General features: G+C 37.4%; 18 protein-coding genes. 6 read left to right on the top strand and 12 right to left on the bottom strand.

Going from position 1 to position 22,534, the window contains the following annotated elements:
- The first annotated feature begins 5 nt into the window (after positions 1–5).
- The 6 genes from ALW18_09195 to ALW18_09170 all read left to right on the top strand — a co-directional run bounded on the left by ALW18_09195 (position 6) and on the right by ALW18_09170 (position 6,833).
- Positions 6–1,631, top strand: coding sequence for a hypothetical protein (locus tag ALW18_09195; GenBank protein ID AOE52667.1), 1,626 nt, complete (start codon positions 6–8; stop codon positions 1,629–1,631).
- Positions 1,632–1,639: 8 nt separating this feature from the next.
- Complete coding sequence (locus tag ALW18_09190; GenBank protein AOE52666.1) at positions 1,640–3,487, top strand: glutamine amidotransferase; 1,848 nt, start codon at positions 1,640–1,642, stop codon at positions 3,485–3,487.
- 216 nt (positions 3,488–3,703) lie between these two features.
- Positions 3,704–4,132: a hypothetical protein gene (locus ALW18_09185; GenBank protein ID AOE54367.1), complete on the top strand. Its 429-nt coding sequence runs from the start codon at positions 3,704–3,706 to the stop codon at positions 4,130–4,132.
- A gap of 284 nt (positions 4,133–4,416) precedes the next feature.
- Positions 4,417–5,928, top strand: a complete 1,512-nt coding sequence (locus ALW18_09180) for an ATP synthase subunit beta (GenBank protein AOE52665.1) — start codon at positions 4,417–4,419, stop codon at positions 5,926–5,928.
- A gap of 77 nt (positions 5,929–6,005) precedes the next feature.
- Positions 6,006–6,293, top strand: coding sequence for an ATP synthase subunit delta (locus ALW18_09175; GenBank protein AOE52664.1), 288 nt, complete (start codon positions 6,006–6,008; stop codon positions 6,291–6,293).
- Positions 6,294–6,431: 138 nt separating this feature from the next.
- Entirely contained in the window at positions 6,432–6,833 is a 402-nt protein-coding gene (locus ALW18_09170; protein ID AOE52663.1) for a hypothetical protein, read from the top strand.
- A gap of 130 nt (positions 6,834–6,963) precedes the next feature.
- Here the strand turns inward: ALW18_09170 and ALW18_09165 are convergent, their stop codons facing one another.
- The 12 genes from ALW18_09165 to ALW18_09110 form a co-directional block, all read right to left on the bottom strand.
- Complete coding sequence (locus ALW18_09165) at positions 6,964–7,302, bottom strand: hypothetical protein (protein AOE52662.1); 339 nt, start codon at positions 7,300–7,302, stop codon at positions 6,964–6,966.
- Positions 7,299–7,526, bottom strand: a complete 228-nt coding sequence (locus tag ALW18_09160) for a hypothetical protein (protein AOE52661.1) — start codon at positions 7,524–7,526, stop codon at positions 7,299–7,301. The genes ALW18_09165 and ALW18_09160 overlap by 4 nt, the downstream gene beginning before the upstream one ends.
- Before the next feature lie 2 nt (positions 7,527–7,528).
- The gene (locus ALW18_09155; GenBank protein ID AOE52660.1) at positions 7,529–8,041 is read right to left on the bottom strand and encodes a hypothetical protein; all 513 of its coding nucleotides are present in this window, start codon (positions 8,039–8,041) and stop codon (positions 7,529–7,531) included.
- A gap of 310 nt (positions 8,042–8,351) precedes the next feature.
- Positions 8,352–9,512 (bottom strand): transporter, encoded by a 1,161-nt coding sequence (locus tag ALW18_09150; GenBank protein ID AOE52659.1) that lies wholly within the window; start codon positions 9,510–9,512, stop codon positions 8,352–8,354.
- Positions 9,513–10,211: 699 nt separating this feature from the next.
- The gene (locus ALW18_09145) at positions 10,212–11,909 is read right to left on the bottom strand and encodes a hypothetical protein (GenBank protein ID AOE52658.1); all 1,698 of its coding nucleotides are present in this window, start codon (positions 11,907–11,909) and stop codon (positions 10,212–10,214) included.
- Between the two features lie 550 nt (positions 11,910–12,459).
- The gene (locus ALW18_09140; GenBank protein AOE52657.1) at positions 12,460–14,277 is read right to left on the bottom strand and encodes a hypothetical protein; all 1,818 of its coding nucleotides are present in this window, start codon (positions 14,275–14,277) and stop codon (positions 12,460–12,462) included.
- Between the two features lie 25 nt (positions 14,278–14,302).
- Complete coding sequence (locus ALW18_09135; GenBank protein AOE52656.1) at positions 14,303–16,120, bottom strand: hypothetical protein; 1,818 nt, start codon at positions 16,118–16,120, stop codon at positions 14,303–14,305.
- A 22-nt stretch (positions 16,121–16,142) separates the two neighbouring features.
- A complete protein-coding gene (locus tag ALW18_09130) occupies positions 16,143–17,999 on the bottom strand; it encodes a hypothetical protein (GenBank protein ID AOE52655.1) in 1,857 nt (618 codons plus the stop codon).
- Between the two features lie 83 nt (positions 18,000–18,082).
- Positions 18,083–18,547 carry a recombinase RecX gene (locus ALW18_09125; GenBank protein ID AOE52654.1) on the bottom strand — a complete coding sequence of 155 codons (465 nt, stop codon included), beginning with the start codon at positions 18,545–18,547 and terminating at the stop codon, positions 18,083–18,085.
- A 62-nt stretch (positions 18,548–18,609) separates the two neighbouring features.
- Entirely contained in the window at positions 18,610–19,482 is an 873-nt protein-coding gene (locus ALW18_09120; protein ID AOE52653.1) for a cupin, read from the bottom strand.
- A 164-nt stretch (positions 19,483–19,646) separates the two neighbouring features.
- Entirely contained in the window at positions 19,647–21,518 is a 1,872-nt protein-coding gene (locus ALW18_09115; protein AOE52652.1) for a cell envelope biogenesis protein OmpA, read from the bottom strand.
- Positions 21,519–21,535: 17 nt separating this feature from the next.
- On the bottom strand, positions 21,536–22,471 hold the full coding sequence (locus tag ALW18_09110) for a hypothetical protein (protein ID AOE52651.1): 936 nt from the start codon (positions 22,469–22,471) through the stop codon (positions 21,536–21,538).
- Positions 22,472–22,534: the final 63 nt, after the last annotated feature.

Genomic DNA, 22,534 nt, shown 5'->3' with positions numbered 1-22,534 from the left:
TTCTAATGACGAACAGTTCATTTTTTAAAAAACTAATTTTAGCGTTAAGCGTTGTATTTTTTATATCATGCGATAAAGATTTTAACCAGTTAGAATCTGATATTATCGATGAGGATATTCATAGTGATCTTCTTAGGCAGGAAATTGCCGTTGTTGCTCACGACAGGGCTTTAGGTTCTGTACAAAGTAATAATGCTGCTTTAAATCAGCTTGGGGTTTATGATAATCCTGTTTTTGGTAAAACAGTATCGCATTTTGTAACCCAGATGGAGTTTGCAACAAATAACCAAAACCCAACATTGTTTGAACCTACGGTAGATTCAGTCTATCTTTATGTGCCGTATTACAGTAGAGCTACAGGAACGACTACAACTTCCGGGGAGACATCAACCCAGTATGAGCTGGATTCAATATACGGAAATAAAGAAGCGTCTTTCAGACTTCAGGTATATGAAAACGGCTATTACCTTCGTGATGCAGATCCTGCAGCTGCCGATGGTGTTCAGCGTTACTATTCAGGAGACAGGACTATGGTGGAAGAGCGTAAAGTGGGTAATGCTCTTAACAATGGCGATGCTACAGAAAATGAGAATTTTAAATTCAGTCCTTTAGAAATAGTTCGCAGATACAAAAAAGGGACTAGTGATAAAGTAATTGAGCGCCTTGCTCCGGGTATTTTTCTTAACCTTGATAAAGCAGTAATAAAGCAAAAAATATTTGACACAGATGCTGCTAACCGTTTAAATAATAACGTGTTTAAAAATTATTTTAGGGGTCTTTATTTTAAAGTAGAGCAAAAAACGGATGCTGTTATGGCTATGGCTAAGTTTCAGGAAGGTACTGTAACTGTTAAGTATACAGACTGGCAAATTAAGACAAATTCAGATGGAACAGTTGTTGCCGATAAAGACAAAGAAAAAATAGTTAAAACATTGGTGTTTAACCTTACCGGTAACAGAGTGAATTTCTTTGATAATACGTATAACTCTACGTTTACAGATGCTTTAGCTACTACTAATGCAGAAAAAGGAGACGAACGCCTTTATGTAAAAGGAGGAGCGGGATCTATGGCTGTTATAGATATAGATAACGAGGCACTAAATGCTTTAAAAGCAGACAAAAACCTGCTTATAAACGAGGCTAACCTTGTTTTCAACGTCGACGATTCTCAGGATGGTATGGGTAAAACTGCAAATGGCAGTAAAGCTATTGAGCCATTCAGGGTATATTTATATGATTTAAAAAATAACCAACCGATATTTGATTATTATGCCGATGCGACGTCGAGTACATCGTTTCCTAAGTATAATAAAGCAATTCATGGCGGTATACTGGCTTTAGATGCTACAACTAAACGTGGTACACAATACAAAATCAGACTTACAAACTACATTAGCAGGGTTGTAAGGGGAGATTCAACAAATGTTAAGCTTGGCCTCGTGGTTACAGAAAACATAAATGTTATTTCGAGCGGCTTAATTAAAGAGCCATTTAGCGAGGGTGATATACAGGTTAAACGAACTCCATCTTCTTCTGCAGTACATCCGTTTGGAACTGTACTTCACGGAAGTAATTCGGCAGACGAGAAAAAGCGTCTTAAATTAGAAATTTATTATACTAAACCAAACTAACTATAAATATGTGTGGAATTGTAGGTTATATAGGTCACAGAGAAGCGTATCCCGTAATTATTAAAGGTCTTAGAAGACTGGAATATAGAGGATATGACAGTGCCGGTGTGGTTATTTACGATGGCACCGACCTTAAGCTTTCTAAAACTAAAGGAAAAGTATCTGACCTCGAAGCAAGGGCAGAAAAAGAGATAACATTAAATGGTGCTATTGGTATAGGTCATACACGTTGGGCTACACATGGTGTGCCAAATGACGTAAACTCTCACCCGCATGTTTCTAACTCGGGTAACCTTGTAATAGTTCATAACGGTATTATAGAAAACTATGAGCCGTTAAAAAAAGAACTTATTAAAAGAGGGTATGTTTTTCATTCGGATACTGATACAGAGGTGCTTGTTAACCTTATAGAAGAAGTTCAGAAAAACGATAACCTTAAACTTGGTAAAGCTGTTCAGGTAGCGCTTAACCAGGTAGTAGGGGCATATGCTATTGCTGTTTTTGATAAAAAGAAACCTAACGAAATTGTAGCTGCCCGTTTAGGCAGCCCGTTAGCTATAGGTGTAGGTAAGGACGAGTTTTTCATTGCGTCTGATGCTTCGCCGTTTATTGAATATACATCGAATGCTATTTATCTTGAAGATGAGGAAATGGCAATTATAAGGCTGGATAAAGCACTTAAAATAAGAAAAATTAAAGATGACTCATTGGTAGATCCTTATATCCAGGAGCTACAGATGAACCTTGAGCAGATTGAAAAAGGCGGTTACGACCACTTTATGCTTAAAGAGATCTATGAGCAGCCAAGTGTTATTAAAGATACGTACCGCGGAAGGCTACATGCTAACGAGGGGCTTATTAAAATGGCAGGTATAGAAGATAACCTTCAGAAGTTTATTAATGCCGACAGGATACTTATTATTGCTTGTGGTACTTCATGGCATGCAGGCCTTGTGGCAGAGTATATATTTGAAGAATTTGCACGTATACCTGTAGAGGTAGAATATGCATCCGAATTCAGGTACAGAAACCCAATTATACGACCTAATGATGTGGTTATTGCTATATCGCAGTCGGGTGAAACTGCTGATACTCTTGCAGCTATTAAACTTGCTAAAGAAAACGGTGCTTTTGTGTTTGGTGTTTGTAACGTAGTAGGTTCGTCTATTTCGCGCGAAACACATGCAGGTGCTTACACACACGCAGGTCCGGAAATTGGTGTAGCTTCAACAAAAGCATTCACAACACAAATTACCGTGCTTACACTTATAGCACTTCGTTTGGCTAAGGCTAAAGGAACAATGAATAACTCAGATTTCCACAGGTACCTGCAGGAGCTTGAGCTTATTCCGGAGAAAGTACAGGAAGCATTGGAAACAAACGATGTTGCACAGCAAATAGCAGCTGTTTATAAAGATGCACCAAACGCGCTTTACCTGGGCAGGGGTTATAACTTCCCTGTGGCTTTAGAAGGTGCGCTTAAATTAAAAGAGATATCATACATTCATGCAGAAGGCTATCCTGCTGCCGAAATGAAACACGGGCCTATTGCGCTTATCGATGAGCACATGCCGGTTTTCATTATCGCGCCACAACAGGAGCATTATGACAAGATTGTAAGTAATATACAGGAGATTAAATCAAGAAGCGGAAAAATTATCGCTGTTGTAACAAAAGGAGATACACAAGTAAAAGCTTTAGCTGACTACGTTATCGAGATACCGGCTACATCAGATGCTTTATCGCCGTTGCTTACTACAATTCCACTTCAGTTATTATCGTACCACATTGCGGTATTGAGGGAATGTAACGTAGACCAGCCAAGAAATCTTGCTAAGTCGGTTACTGTAGAGTAGTCTTTCTTCAATAAAACAAAAAACCCGTTAGGAATTTTCTTAACGGGTTTTTTTTGTAGTTTGGTGTCCTGAAAAAAACTACTTATGAAACATTTAATTTGGGCATTCGTTAGTGTTGTGGCTTTATTCGGATGTCAGGGAAATAAGCAGGATGCCGCTTCAACTACTGTGAAAGTTGAAGCAGCAGCAGATTCTGTAGTTACTGGTGCAGAAGGAGTGGATGATGCTGAACAGGTGACAGATTCAATTGGTAGGCAATATGCTGATGTTGCCTTGAAATTCATCAATGCGTATACAGAAGACTGTGATAATCGGAGTAATGGGAAGGGTATAAGGGTATTTATATCTGAAAGCCCTTATGTAACGCCTGGTTTTAAATCTGAACTAAAAAGAATCCTTGACGAGGCAGATAAAGTAGATCCTGAAATGGGACTCGGTTTTGACCCGATTTTCGACGGACAGGATTATCCTGACCAGGGTTTTGAGATCAAGTCGGTTGATGAAAAGGAAGGATATGTAGTAGTTCGGGGAAAAGACTGGAAGGAATTTACACTACCCATTAAGATTGCTAATGTAAATGGTGATTGGCTGGTTGATGGTAGCGGTATAGTTAATATTCCTCAGGATAAAAGGAGGAAGGATTAAGGGTGTTCTGGTTGGAGATAATACTAAAATCTATTAGATAATTTTCTTTGAGGTTTTTTATTCGTTTTATCGTGGTGTGTGTATAAGTGTTTCATTCGTTGAAATTAACAATATCACAGGCTAACGGATAAGAATTGACGCAGTGATTTTCAAAATTCCTGTTTTTTATTGAAAAAAATGCAATTAGGGTATTGCATAATTCACAGATAAAAAACTATCTTTGCACTCGGAAAAAATAGGTTTTTTCGCAAAACGTAAATAGCTGTTTAATAAATACATAAGCAATGTCTAAAGTAATAGGAAAAGTTGCACAGATCATCGGGCCGGTAGTAGACGTGGTGTTTAACACCCAAAACGCTGAGCTTCCTAAGATCTATGATTCATTAGAGATCACTAAAAAAGATGGTACAAAATTAATCCTTGAAGTACAGTCTCACGTAGGTGAAGACACTGTTCGTACTATCTCAATGGACTCAACTGACGGTATGAGCAGAGGCCAGGAAGTTATCGGTACAGGTGCTCCTATCCAAATGCCAATTGGTGCTGACGTTTACGGACGTTTGTTTAATGTTATTGGAGACGCTATCGACGGACTTGGCGATTTGCCAAAAGAAGGTGCGAATGGTTTACCAATTCACCGTCAGGCTCCTAAATTCGAAGAACTATCAACTTCATCGGAAGTTTTATTCACAGGTATCAAAGTAATCGACCTTATCGAGCCTTATGCAAAAGGTGGTAAAATTGGATTATTTGGTGGTGCAGGTGTTGGTAAAACTGTATTGATCCAGGAGTTGATCAACAATATTGCAAAAGGTCACGGTGGTCTTTCTGTATTCGCTGGAGTAGGTGAAAGAACACGTGAAGGAAACGACCTTCTTCGTGAGATGCTTGAGTCTGGTATCATCAAGTATGGTGATGAGTTCATGCACTCTATGGAGAACGGTGGTTGGGACCTTGCTAAAGTAGACAAGCCAGGTATGAGGCAGTCTAAAGCTACATTCGTATTCGGCCAGATGAATGAGCCGCCAGGAGCACGTGCACGTGTTGCGCTTTCTGGTCTTACAATCGCTGAGTACTTCCGTGACGGAGCCGGAGACGGACAAGGAAAAGACGTTCTTTTCTTCGTTGATAACATCTTCCGTTTTACACAGGCAGGTTCTGAGGTGTCTGCACTTCTTGGACGTATGCCATCTGCGGTAGGTTACCAGCCTACACTAGCAACAGAGATGGGTGCTATGCAGGAGCGTATTACATCAACTAAAAAAGGTTCAATTACATCGGTACAGGCGGTTTACGTTCCTGCGGATGACTTAACTGACCCGGCACCGGCTACAACCTTTGCCCACCTTGATGCAACAACAGTACTTTCACGTAAAATTGCTGAGCTTGGTATCTACCCTGCGGTTGACCCTCTGGATTCAACTTCAAGGATACTTACACCGCAAATTCTTGGTGATGAGCACTACAACTGTACACAAAGAGTTAAAGAAATTCTTCAAAAATACAAACAGCTTCAGGATATCATCGCGATCCTTGGTATGGAAGAGCTTTCAGAGGAAGATAAACTATCTGTATCACGCGCTCGTCGTGTTCAGCGTTTCCTTTCTCAGCCGTTCCACGTTGCTGAACAGTTTACAGGTATCCCTGGGGTACTTGTAGATATCAAAGACACGATCAAAGGATTCAACATGATCATTGATGGTGAACTTGACCACCTTCCGGAAGCGGCTTTCAACCTTAAAGGTACCATTGAAGACGTTATCGAGGCAGGACAGAAAATGTTAGCTGAAGCGTAATTGGTTGATGGTTGATTGTTGACGGCTGCCAAAAGCTTCCGACAACCGACAACCGACAACTAAAATAACTAAAAAGTATGTTATTATTAGAAATAGTATCTCCGGAAGGCCATTTGTTTAAAGGAGGCGTTACATCGGTAACGGTTCCGGGTGTAGATGGCGAATTCCAGATGTTGAATAACCACGCTAATATTGTTTCAATATTAACAGAAGGTAACATCAAGATCGCAGTGCCTGATTTTAAAACAAACACCGAGTTCTCGGTTAAGTTCCAAAAGTCAGACAAAGACCAGAAATTCCTTTTGCCAATAACATCAGGTACTCTGGAGCTTAAAGACAACAGAATTATTATCCTGGTAGGTTAATCCCTCCACGAAATATAAAGTAAAAGCCCTATCCGCGTAGCGAGATAGGGCTTTTTTTAATTTATGAATCAGGTAAATCTACTTGGTTTTTGTGTGATTTAATTATTTACCCTTGTATTGTAAATAATTAAATCCAATATGAAATTCTATAGAGGCTTTATTATTATAATTGTTTCTTTGTTGGCATTTTGCCTTAAGGAAAAAACAGTTGTGGGTACTTATGTGAGCAGGAGAGCTACAAGTATGGAAGCTGTACGTTTAATGTATTTAAAAGGATATTATCCATTCTTAGAAATACCCGACGATTATATAAAGCTTATAATTAAAAAAGACAGTACTTTTTTATATACTATTAATAGTAAAGAGCATTCAGGAATATGGAGTGTTAATGGTAGAATTCTTATCCTGGATTATACTGAGACTTCAATTGATGACCTTAATCTGAAAATAAGGGATAAAAAGCTTTATAATATTACTGAAGCTACATTATGTAAGAGTAAGGAGAAGATGATGCGTTTACTATTGCTAAAGAAAGAATGACATATTGCAATCACTTGAATTATAAAATTTACTCTTAGCAATTCAATATTTAATATATGGGGTTAGTCCTCCACGAAATATAAACTGAAAGCCCTATCAGCGTAGCGAAATAGGGCTTTTTTGTACAAAGTTATGTTATTAGGTTGATTATGTGAATGATGCATAAAAGTAGTCCGATAATGTTTATACAGACTATTGTTTTATTTTTTGTGTTCCAAGATTTATATATGGCGAGGATGTGGAAAATAACATAAAATGGTGCGGTAAATATTGTATTCAGTAGTAGTGAAAACCCGATCCATGCCGGTTTAACATTATGTGACAAAAATAATCGATCGTACCATAAGTAGCAATAGTATGCATACATAATCGAGACAATGATGATATGTAATTTTAGGTTTTTTTCAAAAATAGCCACTATTGCAAAAAAAGCAAGCAATACATATGCTAATAAAAATAGTGCAATCATACTTCATTAGATTCATTACCGTCTTCAATATACTCCATTATATCGCCGGGCTGGCACTCTAGAATCTTGCAGATTGCTTCTAACGTTGAAAACCGGATAGCTTTTGCTTTACCGGTTTTTAGGATGGATAGGTTGGCTGTGGTTATGCCTACTTTGTCTGCCAGTTCGTTTGAGCGCATCTTACGTTTGGCCAGCATTACATCGAGGTTTATGATTATTGGCATAATTAAACGGTTAGGTCGTTTTCTTCCTGCATTGCTTTGGCAGTTCGGAACACCTCACTAAGCACAATAAAAAATAATCCAAGCACAAGGGTGAATAAGGTATCTCCTGTAAACCAGCTTTCATCGTTTTTTAGCAGCAATACCGTTTCTGCAAACATTGTATAAAAATATAGGGGCATCGTTGTTATAAAAAATCCGGCGATTATAGCCTTGCCAATACGGTCGAAGTTAATAATTACCTGATTGTCGAAAAATTTATTTTTTTTAAAGAGAGTGAGTGTATTACGGAACAAATACAGGGCGTACATATATAACACCAGCCCCGGGATAGCGATGAATAAGGCAATAACTTCTCCGGTCGGTATATCTGTTGGGGCAACGTCGAATAGTTCAAAGGGGATCATTTGCGGCATTACCGCCAATATAAATGCAAATGGTACAGTAAAAAACATGATGATTACAGATAGTACAAAAAGTATGTCGGTAAGTGTCTTTAATATTGGCAGTCGTTTCATGGAATTGGTTTTAAAATTTCTGTAGTTATACTGACGCAAATATATTAAAATTATCGATAAACAATAATTACTATTAGGTAAACATAAAAAAATCCTGCTAAAGTAGTTTTAGTAGGATTCTATTAAATTTGGTATGTGTTATATCGAATTATATTTTTATAGCATTGCTGTAGTGACTACTATATAAACTACACATATATTTCATTGTACGTGTTTAACCTTATATGTGCTGTGTAGTTATTTCCTTTTCATGAAAGTATAGGTTACGCATACAGAAAATCGCTTAAAGCGCCTTTGTGCGATATGCTAGTTAATCATCCTTCTTCATTATCTTTTTTACCTTGCGTGTAGTCTTTTCATCCTGTTCTTTCTCTGCAGGCGGCCTTTTCGACCTTCTTTCCCTCTTTTTAAACCAGTTGTTGTCTTCCTCTCCAAAGAGGTAAGCATATGGCTGTGTATCGGGACTCAGTTCAAATAGTTTCTTAAGAATAGCAATAGTTGGTATTATCAATATCATGCCTGTTACCCCCCATATAGCGCCACCAATAAGTAAGCCAAGAAACGTAACCAAGGCATTAAGATTAACATTACTTCCGGTGATTTTAGGCGTTAAATAAGCGCCCTCAAGTAATTGTACCAGTGTAAATGATGCTAGTACTGCTATGGGGTAAAATAATGTGTCTTTTGTCATTAAAGCGAATGTGAAAGGTAATACCACGCTCAGCGAAGGTCCCAGGTATGGAATAATGTTCAGTAGCCCCGATAATACACCGAAAAATATGGCATGCTTAATACCTAGAGCTAATAGTATACCTGTGTTTACTACCGCAAGTATCAACATTACTTTTCCTGCACCCATTATATAGGCGTGTACAATTTTACGAATAGACGTAAGCTTCTCCAATAGAAAATTATTGTCCTGTTTGCTAAATACCTTTGTAATAAATACGGCCAGATGATCGCGGTAAATAAGCAGGAAGAATATAAACACAGGAAGTAGAATAATATCTGAAACCGTGCTTAGTGTGCTAAATATAATTTGCGTGGGCTTTCCATTTTCCGGCTGAACGATCTCCACGGCTTTTTTCATTTCAAAACCATTTGGCATACCGAGGTCAAACCCAAAATTATCCATGGTCCACTTGTTAGCCTCAATAACAAACGAATTTACTTTTGTAGAAAGATCGCCCCCAATATCGCCCATGAAACCACGAACCTGAAGGTATATAAAGAACAGTATACCCCCGATAACTGTCATGAATATTATAAGGCATATTGCAGCACTTACCGACCTTGGAATTTTTCTTCTTTCCAATGCATTGCACGGTGAGGTTAGCAGCATGGCAATATATCCTGAAATAAGTAACGGCACAAGCAGCTTCTTTGCAATTATCATGAAAAAAACAATAATGATAATTAGTAGTGCTATGTAAACCGTTTTAATGTAATTGGGTACGCGTAAGGTGTCCATAATCAGTAAAAACGTGTTAATTTTTAATACTTTATATCAAAATTAGTCATTATATAACCCGTTTGTGATAATATTATATTAAAATTATGCGTACATATAAAACGATGGGGCACGTATTTTTCATGGAGAAATGTTGCAAATATAAAATTACGTAATTGAAAAAAAAAAATAGAATCCCGGCTACTACCCCGGGATTCTGCATCCAACTAAAAAATTACTAAAACATTATGAGCGAGGCCCATAACTATTGTTCTCCGTGGGAGTATCTTTATTTAATTTATGAATATTATAAATTAAAAATTATTTAAACTTTTTGCAAATATATTGATATGTAAGCATTTAATAAGGTGGGGCTGAAGATTTGCTAATTATTTATAAGTAACTCAATATATTTAAATAATAGATATTTTTCATATCAAATTTACACATTATATTTAATTTTAACAAAATACTTTAAAAATATCGCAAATAGTTTAAGAACGTAAAGTGTTGATACATCATGTATCTGTGATTTTTAGATACTTAAAAAGCTATTTTAAAGCATTTTTTTACACTTTTCGCAAAAATAAAAACCCGCAACGTAATTAAACGCTCCGGGTTTATTCCAACTAAAAAATTTACTAAATAATTATAAAGGCCTTACCCAATATAATTAATCTTAAATCAGAAATTATTCTGAATGCCATTATGGCTAAGCTTTTATAACTGAGGTATTATTTTTTTTGAGATAACACTAGTATTGCTAAGTGTGATTTTGGCGATAATAACCTGCTTAGTATTTATCTGGTCGCTTGCAAAGGTTACATCATTTATATTATTGTTCTCAAATAATGTCCTGCCAAGTAAGTCATATACAACAACCGATTGTATTTGCTCTGTAGATTCTATCTTAAGCTTGTTGTTACTGCTATATACAATAACTTCATTAAATTCATTCCCCGGATTGTTCGTTCCCAAAGTCTGGGTGTACACTATCGTAAACCTGTCTTCAAATGTACCTGCAGCTGACGTAAAGCTGTAGCTTCCGTTAGTAAGGTCATGTATTGCACCGGTTGTTTTGTCTTTTAAGTAAATGTCCTGGCCTTGCGCAAACAGTCCGTCCATGTGGTCTAGAGCTACTGTAAATGTGCCTGCCGACTGTGCTTTAAAACCCATACGTACAACGTCTGATGCTGTAAACGCAGGGCGTGCCTGTATTGCTAAATTTTTACCTGCGGCAATGCTGTAAAATGTGATGCCGCCATCCATAATAGACTCACCATCCATACCATAATCAAAATCAATTGTGGCTTCCGGTGTGTAACCTATTAAGGTTTGCGAGAATACGTTGTTAGCTGTAACGTTAAGCCAGAAACGGCTTACGGTAACAGGATCTGATTCGGTCGCAGTACGAAAGAATATATCTGTATTTACAGCCTTACGGATAGTATTATTAAATACAAGGTCTTTTGCTACTTTAGCCTTAACAACAAAGCCTTGGCCGGTATTTATAATTCCTTCTGCATCCAATAGGTACGGATTCTGTATTGAATTATTGCTATCGTAGGGGGTGTTAGCCTGGTAACCTAGTTTTGTAAGTGCTGCATAGCTCGATTTTGCAGGATCATCTGTTTTTCTCCATAACCACAAAGTACCGTCTATAACGTTGCTGTTATCGTTTAGAAAACGTGTCACGCTGATTGGTGATGGATATGGATTTCCAACTGCATTGTACGCTTTAGTGTCGTTAACATAGCTTAACGGAATGGTTACTTCGCCTGTGTTTGGAACGCCTGTAAATGTAGCTTCCCATTTTTCCGGAGATTCAGAATGATCTTCACCTATACGGATAAGGTAGCCTTTTCCTGCTTCAAAAGTAGTTGTAGCAGGCGTTTGTACAGTGTTGTAAATGTTTTCTGTTGAGTTGTACGTGTAAAAACGATTGGTAAGTGTCTGTGGAGAAAATCCAAGAAGGGTTTGTCCGATAACCGGAGAAGACCATAATGTAAAATCGTCTTTTTTTACTTTAGATGATTTTCGTTTTACCGTAACTTTTCCTGTGTTTTTGTCTCCAAGCGTCTGTATCAGGTTGCTATCGCTTTCAAATATAAGAGTCGCGGTTTGCGCAACAGTTACATTATGAACAATAACAGCGTTGGCTTTTTCTGTAAAAAGCACATTTGCACCGTCTAATACAAAAAGGGAACAGGCATTTAGTGTTTCACCGTTAAAAGTATAGTTGCCATTAAAGATAACATCTTTATTTGCAGATGGTTGACCATTACTCCAGTTAGTTCCGTTCCATGTAGTTGAAGAACTACAGTAGATACCGGTATCCTGAGAAAAGCCTGCAACAGGCAATAACAATAGTAAAGTAAATAGCAATTTAGCTATTACGTTGTGTATGTAAATAGTCATTTGGGGGGGAATAACTTATTATCAGTTTCAAAAGTACAAATTATATATTATGCACACATAATTGTAGCTATAAATAATTACTATAATGGAATAGGTAAGTTTTGGGGGCACAAAAAATAACTACATTTCACTAATCAGATGTTTCACTGCTTGGGGGCAAAAAATGTAGAACGGGGGGCGCGTTTTACATTTCAAAGGTTTGTATACTGCCATGGGGGCAAAATGACAGCATACCGAAAATTCTTAAATATTTATTTAGTCACTAGTTTAAGGTTATATTTTTAAAGAAATAACAAACTACATTTTGTAAGGGCTGTCGTTCTATTATTTCTGAGACAAAGTAACAGCAAAAAAACATATCCTTTAACAAAATATTAATAGACAAAGTATAGACAGTTTCAAAATAGCGTTATTTTTTTATGCTGATTATCAGTTAGTTTCAGATTATGAAGCGTTTTAATAGACAAAATGCATAGACAGTCAGTAGAAAATTGTACTATGTTAACAGAAAATTCAATTTTATAAAATTTTGACTGCTTTAAAAATGCGGTTAAATTTCTGTGAGCATTTTCTCAAATTCTTCATCGTCATTTATGCCCATTTTCTTTTTAATCCTGTACTTTTTTGTAACAGCACTTTCGTAAGAAATTTGTAAAAGAGATGCGATTTCTTTATACGACAGATTAATTTTTAGAAGTGAACAAAACTGAATGTCGTTTCGGGTTAGTACCGGAAAACGATCCATCAGTTTATTCTCAAAGTACGGATTTGCATTTTTGAATCGTACCTCAAATTCTTTCCAGTAATCTTTTTGACGGATTAAATGCTGAAGCTCTTTTTTTACATCTGTCAGTTTAGAAAATGCGCCGGTGTCCAATTTTGCAATTACAGAATATAAGCTGTCGTAGTAATTAGCCATTTGCAATGCCATGGCTGTGGCATCACGCTGTTTCTCATCAATGATTTGCTTTTGCGAGTGGCTAAGCTGTAATTCAAGTTCATGTTGCTGTTCTAAAAAGCTTTTTTCATTTTCTACAGATTTTAATTCCTCCTTCTGTAATTTATTTTTAAGCCAATAAGCCCTTAGAAAAAGAAGAATAAGAATAATCACGACTAGCATTGTAACAAGGTACATTACCAAAAGTCGCTGTTCTGTCTCTACTTTCTTTATAAGGTCGTCATTATGAGAAGAGAGTATAGTGTTTTTTTCACGCTGAAAATCTGTCTGAAATTTAGCCTGCATCTCGGTAATGCTGCCATTTTTCCACTGGCGCAATGTGTCGCACATATTCATTGCACGTTTGTAAGCTATAAGCCCTTCTTTCGTGTTGCCTGTTTCTTCATATATGGCAGCAACAGCTTTTTCATATTCAAACTTCTCGTGAAGATGGCTTTTACGATAGGCGGCCGATTTCCTGAATTCATTTATCACCTGTATGGCCAAATCGTATTTTTTTGAGGCATTAAGTGTTTCTATGTAGTTGCTTATAATAAGCATAGAATACTTAGACTTCTTTTCCGATAACAGAATATACGCCCTGTCAAATGCCTCTAACGCCATTTGTGTATTGCCGCTAATATCATGTATGTAGGCAACTTTAGCATACAAAACAGCTTCAAGCTCTTTATCTCCCGATTGTTTTACGTACGGTATTATCTCATTAAGCAATTGCAGTGCCTTTTCTTTCTGGCCAAGTTCTATTAGGTTCTCGGTATAGTTAACAGTTGCTATTGCATAAATTTTATTGTCTTTTTGGTCTTTGTTGGCGTTAAGGTATTCTTCAATAAGGTCGGCAGCAAAGCGATAGTTGTTCGACTGAAGATAGCTCCCTGCAAGCGTTAATTTTAACTGTGGCAGATAGCAATGGTCGTTTCTGGTTTCCAGTATTTTTATGCCTTTCAGTATATTACTTAACGATTTTTCTACATCGCCCATATATAGGTATGATGCAGCCATCAGGTGATATACCTGCGCTTGTTTAAAGTCGTTAGGATGTTTTTGAGATAGTTTCAGGGCTTTGTTTGCCCAAATAAGTGCGTTTTTAAAATCGCCGGTGATATTATACTCAGTGCCCAGATTTATCATAACAGCAACCTGTTTTCCCGGATACTTCTTTAAAAAAGTAAGCGATCGCTTAAAGCATGTAATTGCCGAATCTGCATTTCCCGAAAAATCATGGTAAAGGCCGGTTACATTGTTTGCTTTGGCATAGACAGTATCGTGAAGCTTTTTTGTTTTGAGAATTTTGGCGTACCTGTCTTTTTCAGTTTTAGCATGTTTTAAATTCTTATAGTCGGCTTTAAGCCAAAGATCCTGATAACTGCATTTTTTAGATTGTGCAGTAGTTGCAATAGAAAACAACAGCATAATCACAGGAGTGATTATGCGGAGATTAAATGTCCATGAGCATTTTTTCAAATTCTGCATCATCGTTAATTTCCATTTTCTTTTTTATCCTGTACTTTTTTGTAATTGCACTTTCGTGCGATATCTGTAAAAGAGAGGCTATCTCTTTATTGGATAAATTTAGTTTAAGTAAAGAACAAAATTCAATGTCGTTTTTAGTAAGCTTGTAAAAGCGTTTTGTTAATGTGTTTTCAAATTCGGGGTGCAGGCTTCTAAAGCGTTTTTCGAACTGTTTCCAGTAATCTTTTTGCTTTATTAAATGCTGCAATTCCTGTTTTATATCTGTAACAGTAGCATCATTGCCACATTTTTCAATAATAGTATTAATGCTATTCTGGTAATCAGCCATTTTTAATGCGGTAGATGATAGCTCCTTTTGCTTTTCATCTATTATTTCCTTTAATGCATTTGCATATTCATGTTCATGCTCCTTCTGTATTTCTATAAGACTTTTTTCTGCCTCCAGACTCTTAAAGGCCTGGTTTGTCAGCCTGCTTTTAAGCCATAAGCTTCTAAGCAGCAGCAATACCATAATTATTAAAACAAGGCTGGCAAAAACATACATTTTTGTTAGCTTACTTCTTGCTTCTACCTCTTTTTGCAGCCTGTTGTTTTTTGCTTTGAGGGCAAGGTTCTTTTCATTCTGTAATTCATTCTGAAATTTAGCCTGCATTTCGTTTACATAGCCACTATTGTTACTGGCAGTTACCGAATCTTTTGTCAACAATGCATTTGTAAGGCCTTCAAGGGCTTCTTTTTCGTTGTGTGTGTTTTTAAACGTTTCTGCGGCAGCTACTTCAAAACGTAGCATATCCTCAGAATTTGCGCTTTTAAAGATAGGTGCTTTTTTTGTTGTCTCAATAATTTTTAGAGCCTCTTCGTATTTCTTCTGTGCATTTAGTACCTCAATAAATTCTGCTGCAATAATAACAACATTTAATGAATTTTCCTGCAAAAGTATTGTATGGGCTGCACTATAGTTTTTGTAGGCATCGTTTTTTCTCTTTTCTATATTAGCAATGCTAGCCAATTTAGAGTAAGCAATCGCGAGGTTGGGATTGTTATTGACCTGGCTGAGCTGCACTATTGCTTCTTTAAGGGCGCGTTTTGCATTGTCGAGTTCGTCCATATGCTTAACGCATTCTGCATAGTTGATCAGCGTAAGCGAATGATTTTTAATATCGTTTGCAGCTTTAAAAGACGCCAGACATTCGGCATACAAGTCTTTGGCAAACGTAAAGTTTTCCATTTTCATGTATGTATTGGCCAGCTTCTGCCTAAGGCCTGTCAGGTATGTCTTGTCTTCTTCATTCTTTAAAAGATTTATACCTTTCAGGAGATATTCTATAGCTTTGTCATATTGAAGCATGTATTGGTAGTTAGATGCCATGTTGCTGTAAATATTGGCCTGATTAGATTTTAGTCCAAATTTTTTACATAGTTCAAGACCGTCCTCAAGATGCTGAAATGATGTGTCATACTCACCTTTGTTTCTGTAAGCTACCGAAATGTTCATTAAAGGCATTACCCTTATTCGGGGATAATTTTTTAGTGCAGACAGCGATTTCTTGTAGTAGACTATGGATGAGTCCATCTTGCCAAGATTCATGTAATAAATACCGTAAATGTTTAACAGGTTTCCTCGTATACTGTCCGGAAGTACCTTCTGACCCAGTGCATAATTAAGATAATAGCGCGTGCTGTCCGGGGCAGAATAAATGTATTTCTTTATCTTGCCTTCTACAGCCTTGTAGTTAAAAGCTTTATCCTGAGCCTTTATAAGTACAGGACAAACAAGCAGCAAAAACAGTAGAAGCTGTTTTATGCTAAATTTCCGTAAGAAGTTTTTCGAATTCCGCATCATCATTAATCTCCATTTTCTTTTTAATCCTGTACTTTTTCGTAATAGCACTTTCGTGCGATATCTGTAGTAAAGACGCTATTTCTTTATTGCTCATATTAAGTTTAAGCAGAGAGCAAAACTCGATGTCATTTTTAGTAAGCTTAGCAAATCTGTTACTAAGATTAGCACCAAATTCGGGATGCAGGTTATTAAAACGGGTTTCAAACTGTTTCCAGTAGTCCTTTTGTTTCATTAGGTGCTGCAGGTCTTTTTTAACGTCTGCTATTTTAATATCGGCATTATTGGCACATTTGTTTATAATCTCACTAATGCTGTCCTGATAATTAGCCATTCTCAGTGCCGTAGAAGTTAATTCACGTTGTTTTTCCTCTATAATTTCCTTTTGGGCATTGGTAAGTTCCTGCTCATGCTGGTGCTGCTGCTGAATAAGATTTTTCTCCGTCTCTATAGATTTGAGCTCTTCGTTCTGAAGGCGGTTTCTAAGCCAGTAACCCCTTAAGAAAAGCAGTATAAGCACAATGATAGATAAGCTTATAAATGCATACAAAAGCATAAGCATCTTTTCGGTTTCCATTTCCTTTTGCAACGCCATATTGTTGGCCTCTAGCGCTATGTTTTTTTCACGTTGCAATTCTGTCTGAAATTTTGCCTGGATTTCCTGTATTGAAGCATCTTTCTGCACCTTGGCAATAGAATCCATTATTGTTATGGTATTCTGATAGGCGTTTATCGCCGCTTTGTCATTATTAGTTGCTTTGTAAGTATCGGCTATAGCATTTTGGTAAGTAAGCTGATCTTCACGGGTAGCATACCTGAATTTTTTAGAAGCTTCAACAATACTAATGATCTTAAGGGCATTTTCATGATCCTTTTTATCATTGAGGTATCTTATGTACGACCCGCCCATGCCTATAAGATGTACCGACTTGGTTTTATTAAGATTTTCTATAGCATTGCTGTACAAATTACCTGCTTTCGCATTTTGTCCCTGCATTTCTTCCAGCTCGCCCATCCTAAAAGCACTTAAGCCTTTAAGTTCGCTGTTATTAAAAGTTTGAAGGCCATTTGCGGCTTCATTTAAAATACGCCTTGCTTCTGTGTATTTTTTAGCACGCGATAAAGCATTACCAAGATTAACAAGTGTAAGGTAATAGTTTTGGTCTGTATCAGCCGCTTTAAAATCTTTTAGGCAATCCCTGTAAAGATCTATTGCAAATTCATAATTGTGCTGTGCCAGGTACGTATTGGCAAGCTTTTGCTTTATAGCGGGCAGTTGTTTATTGTTCTTGTCTGTTTTAAGCAGATTAATAGCCTTTACAAGAAAATCTACCGATGTTTTATAATCGGTCATGTAGCTATAATTGTTAGCCAGTTCACTATATGCGGTGGCAAGGCCTGTATTGTTTTTCAGCTTTTGGTGAATTGCAACGGCATCTTCCAGTAAGTTTATAGATTTATTATAATCCCCTTTATTCCTATAGCCAAGGGCAAGGTTCATAAGGCTCTTCACCTTAAGCTTAGGGTAGCCGTCCAGATATTTAAGCGATTTTTTAACGTAGTAAATAGTGGAATCCGGCTTTCCTTTTACACCGTAATAGGTGCCATACAAGTTGTAAGAAGCACCATAAATAGTATCATGCGCATCTTTCTGCGCAAGGGTTTTCTTTATAATTTGGAGTGCTTTTTCGGGAGTATTATAAACAAGTCTTCCTGCCAAATTTTCGGCAGCTTTAAAGTCGTAGCCCTCATTTTGGGCAAATGAAAATGCAACTACAAATAACAGGGGGATGTGTAGTTTTTTTACCATAGCACGCGGCATTAGGTTAAGTATTTTTGGGTAATTGGCAACTGCAAATTAACAAAATTTTGTGAATTTTGAATTTATAGTTTAGTAAAAAAATATTATGATAAATCGCTTAGCTTTTCCTGTACGATATTACTTTCATATCCTTTTCTTAGTAAATAATCCATGACCTTTTTTTTCTTCTTCATTATATTCACTTCTGTAATTATTTCCCACTGTTTATCGGCTATCAGATGAAATGTAGTATAATATTCATCTGTGCTTATTTCTTTTAATGCCCTGTCAATATTATATTTAGAAATATTTCGGGCTTTTAGCTCATTGGTTATCCTTCGCTTGCCCCAATGCTTAATTCTAAATTTTCCACGGGCAAAACTACAGGCAAAACGCTCTTCATTTAAAAAATTATTGTCCAGCAGATGTACCACGATAGTATCAATAGCCTGTGGTATCATGTTATAGCTTTTCAGCTTTTGTATAACTTCGTCATGGCAGCGTTCCTGGTAAGCGCAATAGTGCTCCAGTTTTTTTGTGGCTTCTTCTACCGTATACGATTTATACATTGTGCTGGCTTAATTCGTGCTAAAGGTAAAAAGAAATCCCATTCTAAGAATGGGATGTGTCTTTATACCGGTAAGTTTAACTTTTTGTGGGTGTTAACCACTGCCTGCTGATTTTTATAGTCTATCCATGCCTGGCCTTTATATCGCCTCATTAGATTATCAAAATGCCTCATAATTAGTAGATTATATACAGCCTTGCCCAGATTGGTTACTTTTCTAGGGAAAGCCCTTAGGCTCATAGAGAATCCCGGTGTTACATATTTCATGTAGTGCCAGTATCCTTCGGGCATGTACAGCATTTCGCCATGTTCCAAGTCGGCTACAAGGCCTTTAGCCTGCTTAAGTGCAGGCCATTTATCAAAGTCCGGATTGTCAAAATCAATGTCTTCCCTCGATATTAATGCATGCGGAACTTTGTACAGGTATGGAGTTTGGGCCGGATCGAAAAGGATACAGCGTTTTTTACCGTGAAAATGAAAATGCAGTATGTTAGAATAATCTATATCATAATGAATAAACACTTTAGAGTTTTCGCCTCCAAAAAACAACATAGGCAGTTGCTTTACAAGCCGTAGCCCTATGTTGGGCCACTTAAAGTCGTTTTTTAATGAAGGTACTTCCTTCATAAGGTTGTAAAGAAATATCCTGTAGTTGGTAGGCTTAGACTGCAAAAGCTCTATATATTCAGACATTTTCATCTTGGCATGTGCCTCATTAAAACCATCTTTGTGTGATACCGGGCGGTCGTCATACAAAGGCACTGTTTTATCTCCTGCTATGTCTTTTATATAGTTAAGCTTCCATTTTTCATAAGCTGGCCAATCGTGGGTAAGTTGTTCAATAACAACAGGTTTCTGCTTCTTTACATAATTGTTGTAAAAGTCATCTCTGCTGATGGTTTTTACACGTTCAATTTCTGTCAGATCTAAAGGCATCAGATAAATATTTAGCGAAAACAAAATTACTAAAGCGTTATGAAATTGTAAAACAAGGTTTTCATAAATTTTAAAACCATTTTAAGTTATTTTTCATTACAAGACTATTTAAATAAAAAAACCTCCCTGAAGTGGGAGGTTTTAGCTGAACATTTTAAACAGAATTATTTTTTAACGATGAGGAATTCAATCCTTCTGTTTTGTGCATGCTGCTCTTCAGTACAAGTTTCGCATTTTACTTTCGGCTGGCTCTCGCCATAACCCTGTCCGGATAGCCTTGCGCTGTCTATACCTTTAGAAATTACATACTGTGCCATTGCTTTCGCCCTGCGGTCAGATAGGGCAAGGTTATATTCGGCACTTCCTCTGTTATCGGTATGTGCTTTAGCCATAATTACCATATTTGGCTTCGCTTTCATTACCTGAACGAGTTTGTCAAGTTCTGCTGCGCCTTCAGGTGTTATATTACTCTTGTCGTATTCAAAATAAATATCTTTAAGCTGAACTACATCGCCAACAATAAGGGTTTCAACCGGAACAAGATCGGCAGCGATATTTACTATACGTTCTTTAGATTTTGCAACCGGGAAGGTACTTTGCAGGTAACCTTCTTTAGATGCCTGTATAACATAAGCCCTGTCGCAATCTACATTATAAGTGGCTACACCATTAGCATCGGCAGTAGTGGTTTCTATTACGTTGTTTTTGTCGTCGAGAATTGCTACAGTAGCGTTAGCCAGTACTTTGCCTGTTTTTACATCTTTAACCGTTACAACAGCTTCTACGCCGCAAATAGGGGTAGCTTGGTAAAGGTTGTCTTTACCTGCTTTGTTGCTGCTAAAGAAACCAATGTTTTTGCTGTTATTAAACGTAAAGGCAAAGTCGTCTTTAGGGGAGTTTACCGGAAGACCAACGTTTATAGCTTCGGTACCCTTATTGAGGTCTATCAGGAAGATATCCATACCACCAAAACCTTTTCTGCCTTCAGAGGCAAAGAATAGTTTATTGTCGTCTGTTATGTACGGAAAGTTTTCCCTGCCTTCTGTATTTACTTTTTTCCCAAGGTTTTCAGGCTTACCATATTTGTTGTTACCCAAAACTTCTACTTTCCAGATATCAGTACTTCCTCCTGTAGATCCCGGCCTGTTCGATGCAAAATAAAGTGTTTTGCCATCTTTTGTTACAGAGGGGTTACCGGTAGAGAATTTTTTTTCATTGAAAGGTACAGCCCTGACATTGCCCCATTTGCCATTTTCTTTTGTAGCAACAAAAAGGTAAATAAGCCCTGTTCTTTGTCCCGGAGTTTCTTTTTCAAAGCTACCTTCTTTAAAACTTTCGCTTGCAAAATACATGGTGTTTCCGTCGCCTGTTACAGATACAGGCCCGTCGTGCCATTTTGTATTAAGTTCAGAAAGGGGAGTAGGTTCGCTAAGTGAGCCGTTTGTATTGTATGTAGATGTGTAAATATCCATGTACGGTTCCTCGTTCCTGCCATATGTTCTTCTGGCTGTATTACGTGTACTCGCAAAATAAAACGTATTGTCATCTGTCACAAAACCACCAAAATCGGCATATTTAGCGTCGTTAATGTCAAGAATCTTCTCGTCATATAACTTTGTCTGCGTTTTAAGTTTTGGCAGGTAATCAGGATCCTGATTAAACAACACTGCCCTTTGGTCCTGTGGCGCCAATGATGCAAATTTTTGCATTTGCTTATTGGCCTCTTCGTAACGGCCCTCTACTTTTAGCATTTGTGCATAACGGTAGTAGGTCTCGGCATCCTGGTCTTTTTTAACTTCTATAAGTTTTGCGTACCATTTGGTAGCCTCTTTTGCGCTAAAAAGGTTATAGTAGCTTTCTGCAATTTGTTTGTATACGTAAGGATCTTTACCTTTTGATGCCAGCTTTTCGTAAGCTTTGGCGGCATCCAGGTATTCAAACTTAGCAAACAGTTTATCTGCCGATTCGGTGTCTTTATTTTGTGCTGCTACAGACATAGCCATAAGCAGACTTAAGGAAATATATAATTTTTTCATGTTGCTAACTTAGGTTATTAGAAATAACGTGGTGAACGTGATACTTTTTTAGGGAAGTTCAGGTCAAACAGTAATATTACCTCGTGTGATGCAGGCGTAGTTACATTAAGGTCTGACACAATGTGGTCATACGCATAACCTATCCTTAGGTTTGGTGTAATGGCAAAGTTTACCATTCCTCCAAAACTATCATCAAGCCTGTAAGTTGCCCCTATCTCAAAACGCTCAAAGAATAAGAAGTTTAACGATCCGTCTACTGATGGTGATACATCAAATGATGATTTTAACATGAATGATGGTTTCATCTTTAGGTTATCGCCCAACTGGAATACATAACCTCCTGTTAAGAAGTAGTGTGATGTCTCTGATCCGAATTGCTTTGTACCGTTAACATCCCTGTAATCAAGGTGCTTGCTCTTAAGCATGTTTGGTACCGAGAACGCTAGATAATACTTCTGGGTGTAGTAAAAGAAACCTGCACCTACGTTAAAGTATGTCCTGCTGATGTCTTCGCTAAAGGCAGGGTCGCCCGGTTGCGGTACATTGTCACGTCCAATGTCTGTAAATAAACCTACTTTGTGAAAAGTAGCTCCCGCTTTTAATCCTAATGCCAAACGGTGCTCGCCACCTAAGTTTAGCGTATAAGAGAAATCTGCGTATGCATTGGTCTCCTCTACAGGACCAATCTTGTCATTGATAACCGATAATCCCAAACCTACGTTCTTACCTACAGGGCTGCTCCCTGAAAAGGTCATCGTAGTGGGTGAATCTTCAATGTCAACCCACTGCTTACGGTATAATAACCCGAAAGATAGGTTTTCCTTACTACCGGCGTATGCCGGGTTAATCACGTTCATGTTATACATGTACTGTGTGTAATGAGGATCCTGCTGTGCAGTAGCATCCGCAAGGCCGCCCAGCGCCAATAGTGCTGCAAGGTATAGTTTCTTCATTTGGTAGTTAAGTTAGTTTTAGTTAGCGATATAGGATATTTAATAAAAAATGCTGCTGCTACC

This window comes from Flavobacterium psychrophilum, from assembly GCA_001708385.1.
Taxonomy (GTDB): domain Bacteria; phylum Bacteroidota; class Bacteroidia; order Flavobacteriales; family Flavobacteriaceae; genus Flavobacterium; species Flavobacterium psychrophilum_A.
Note: the sequence above shows the minus strand (reverse complement) of the source record. Positions and strands in the feature narration are given on the sequence as shown.

Excerpts from the sequence above, each read along its gene's own strand:
- ALW18_09170 (AOE52663.1), top strand. The coding sequence starts at position 6,432 with ATGAAATTCTATAGAGGCTTTATTATTATAATTGTTTCTTTGTTGGCA.
- ALW18_09140 (AOE52657.1), bottom strand. The coding sequence starts at position 14,277 with ATGCTGTTGTTTTCTATTGCAACTACTGCACAATCTAAAAAATGCAGT.
- ALW18_09175 (AOE52664.1), top strand. The coding sequence starts at position 6,006 with ATGTTATTATTAGAAATAGTATCTCCGGAAGGCCATTTGTTTAAAGGA.
- ALW18_09150 (AOE52659.1), bottom strand. The coding sequence starts at position 9,512 with ATGGACACCTTACGCGTACCCAATTACATTAAAACGGTTTACATAGCA.
- ALW18_09155 (AOE52660.1), bottom strand. The coding sequence starts at position 8,041 with ATGAAACGACTGCCAATATTAAAGACACTTACCGACATACTTTTTGTA.
- ALW18_09190 (AOE52666.1), top strand. The coding sequence starts at position 1,640 with ATGTGTGGAATTGTAGGTTATATAGGTCACAGAGAAGCGTATCCCGTA.
- ALW18_09160 (AOE52661.1), bottom strand. The coding sequence starts at position 7,526 with ATGCCAATAATCATAAACCTCGATGTAATGCTGGCCAAACGTAAGATG.
- ALW18_09195 (AOE52667.1), top strand. The coding sequence starts at position 6 with ATGACGAACAGTTCATTTTTTAAAAAACTAATTTTAGCGTTAAGCGTT.
- ALW18_09145 (AOE52658.1), bottom strand. The coding sequence starts at position 11,909 with ATGACTATTTACATACACAACGTAATAGCTAAATTGCTATTTACTTTA.
- ALW18_09120 (AOE52653.1), bottom strand. The coding sequence starts at position 19,482 with ATGCCTTTAGATCTGACAGAAATTGAACGTGTAAAAACCATCAGCAGA.
- ALW18_09180 (AOE52665.1), top strand. The coding sequence starts at position 4,417 with ATGTCTAAAGTAATAGGAAAAGTTGCACAGATCATCGGGCCGGTAGTA.
- ALW18_09165 (AOE52662.1), bottom strand. The coding sequence starts at position 7,302 with ATGATTGCACTATTTTTATTAGCATATGTATTGCTTGCTTTTTTTGCA.
- ALW18_09110 (AOE52651.1), bottom strand. The coding sequence starts at position 22,471 with ATGAAGAAACTATACCTTGCAGCACTATTGGCGCTGGGCGGCCTTGCG.
- ALW18_09125 (AOE52654.1), bottom strand. The coding sequence starts at position 18,547 with ATGTATAAATCGTATACGGTAGAAGAAGCCACAAAAAAACTGGAGCAC.
- ALW18_09115 (AOE52652.1), bottom strand. The coding sequence starts at position 21,518 with ATGAAAAAATTATATATTTCCTTAAGTCTGCTTATGGCTATGTCTGTA.
- ALW18_09130 (AOE52655.1), bottom strand. The coding sequence starts at position 17,999 with ATGCCGCGTGCTATGGTAAAAAAACTACACATCCCCCTGTTATTTGTA.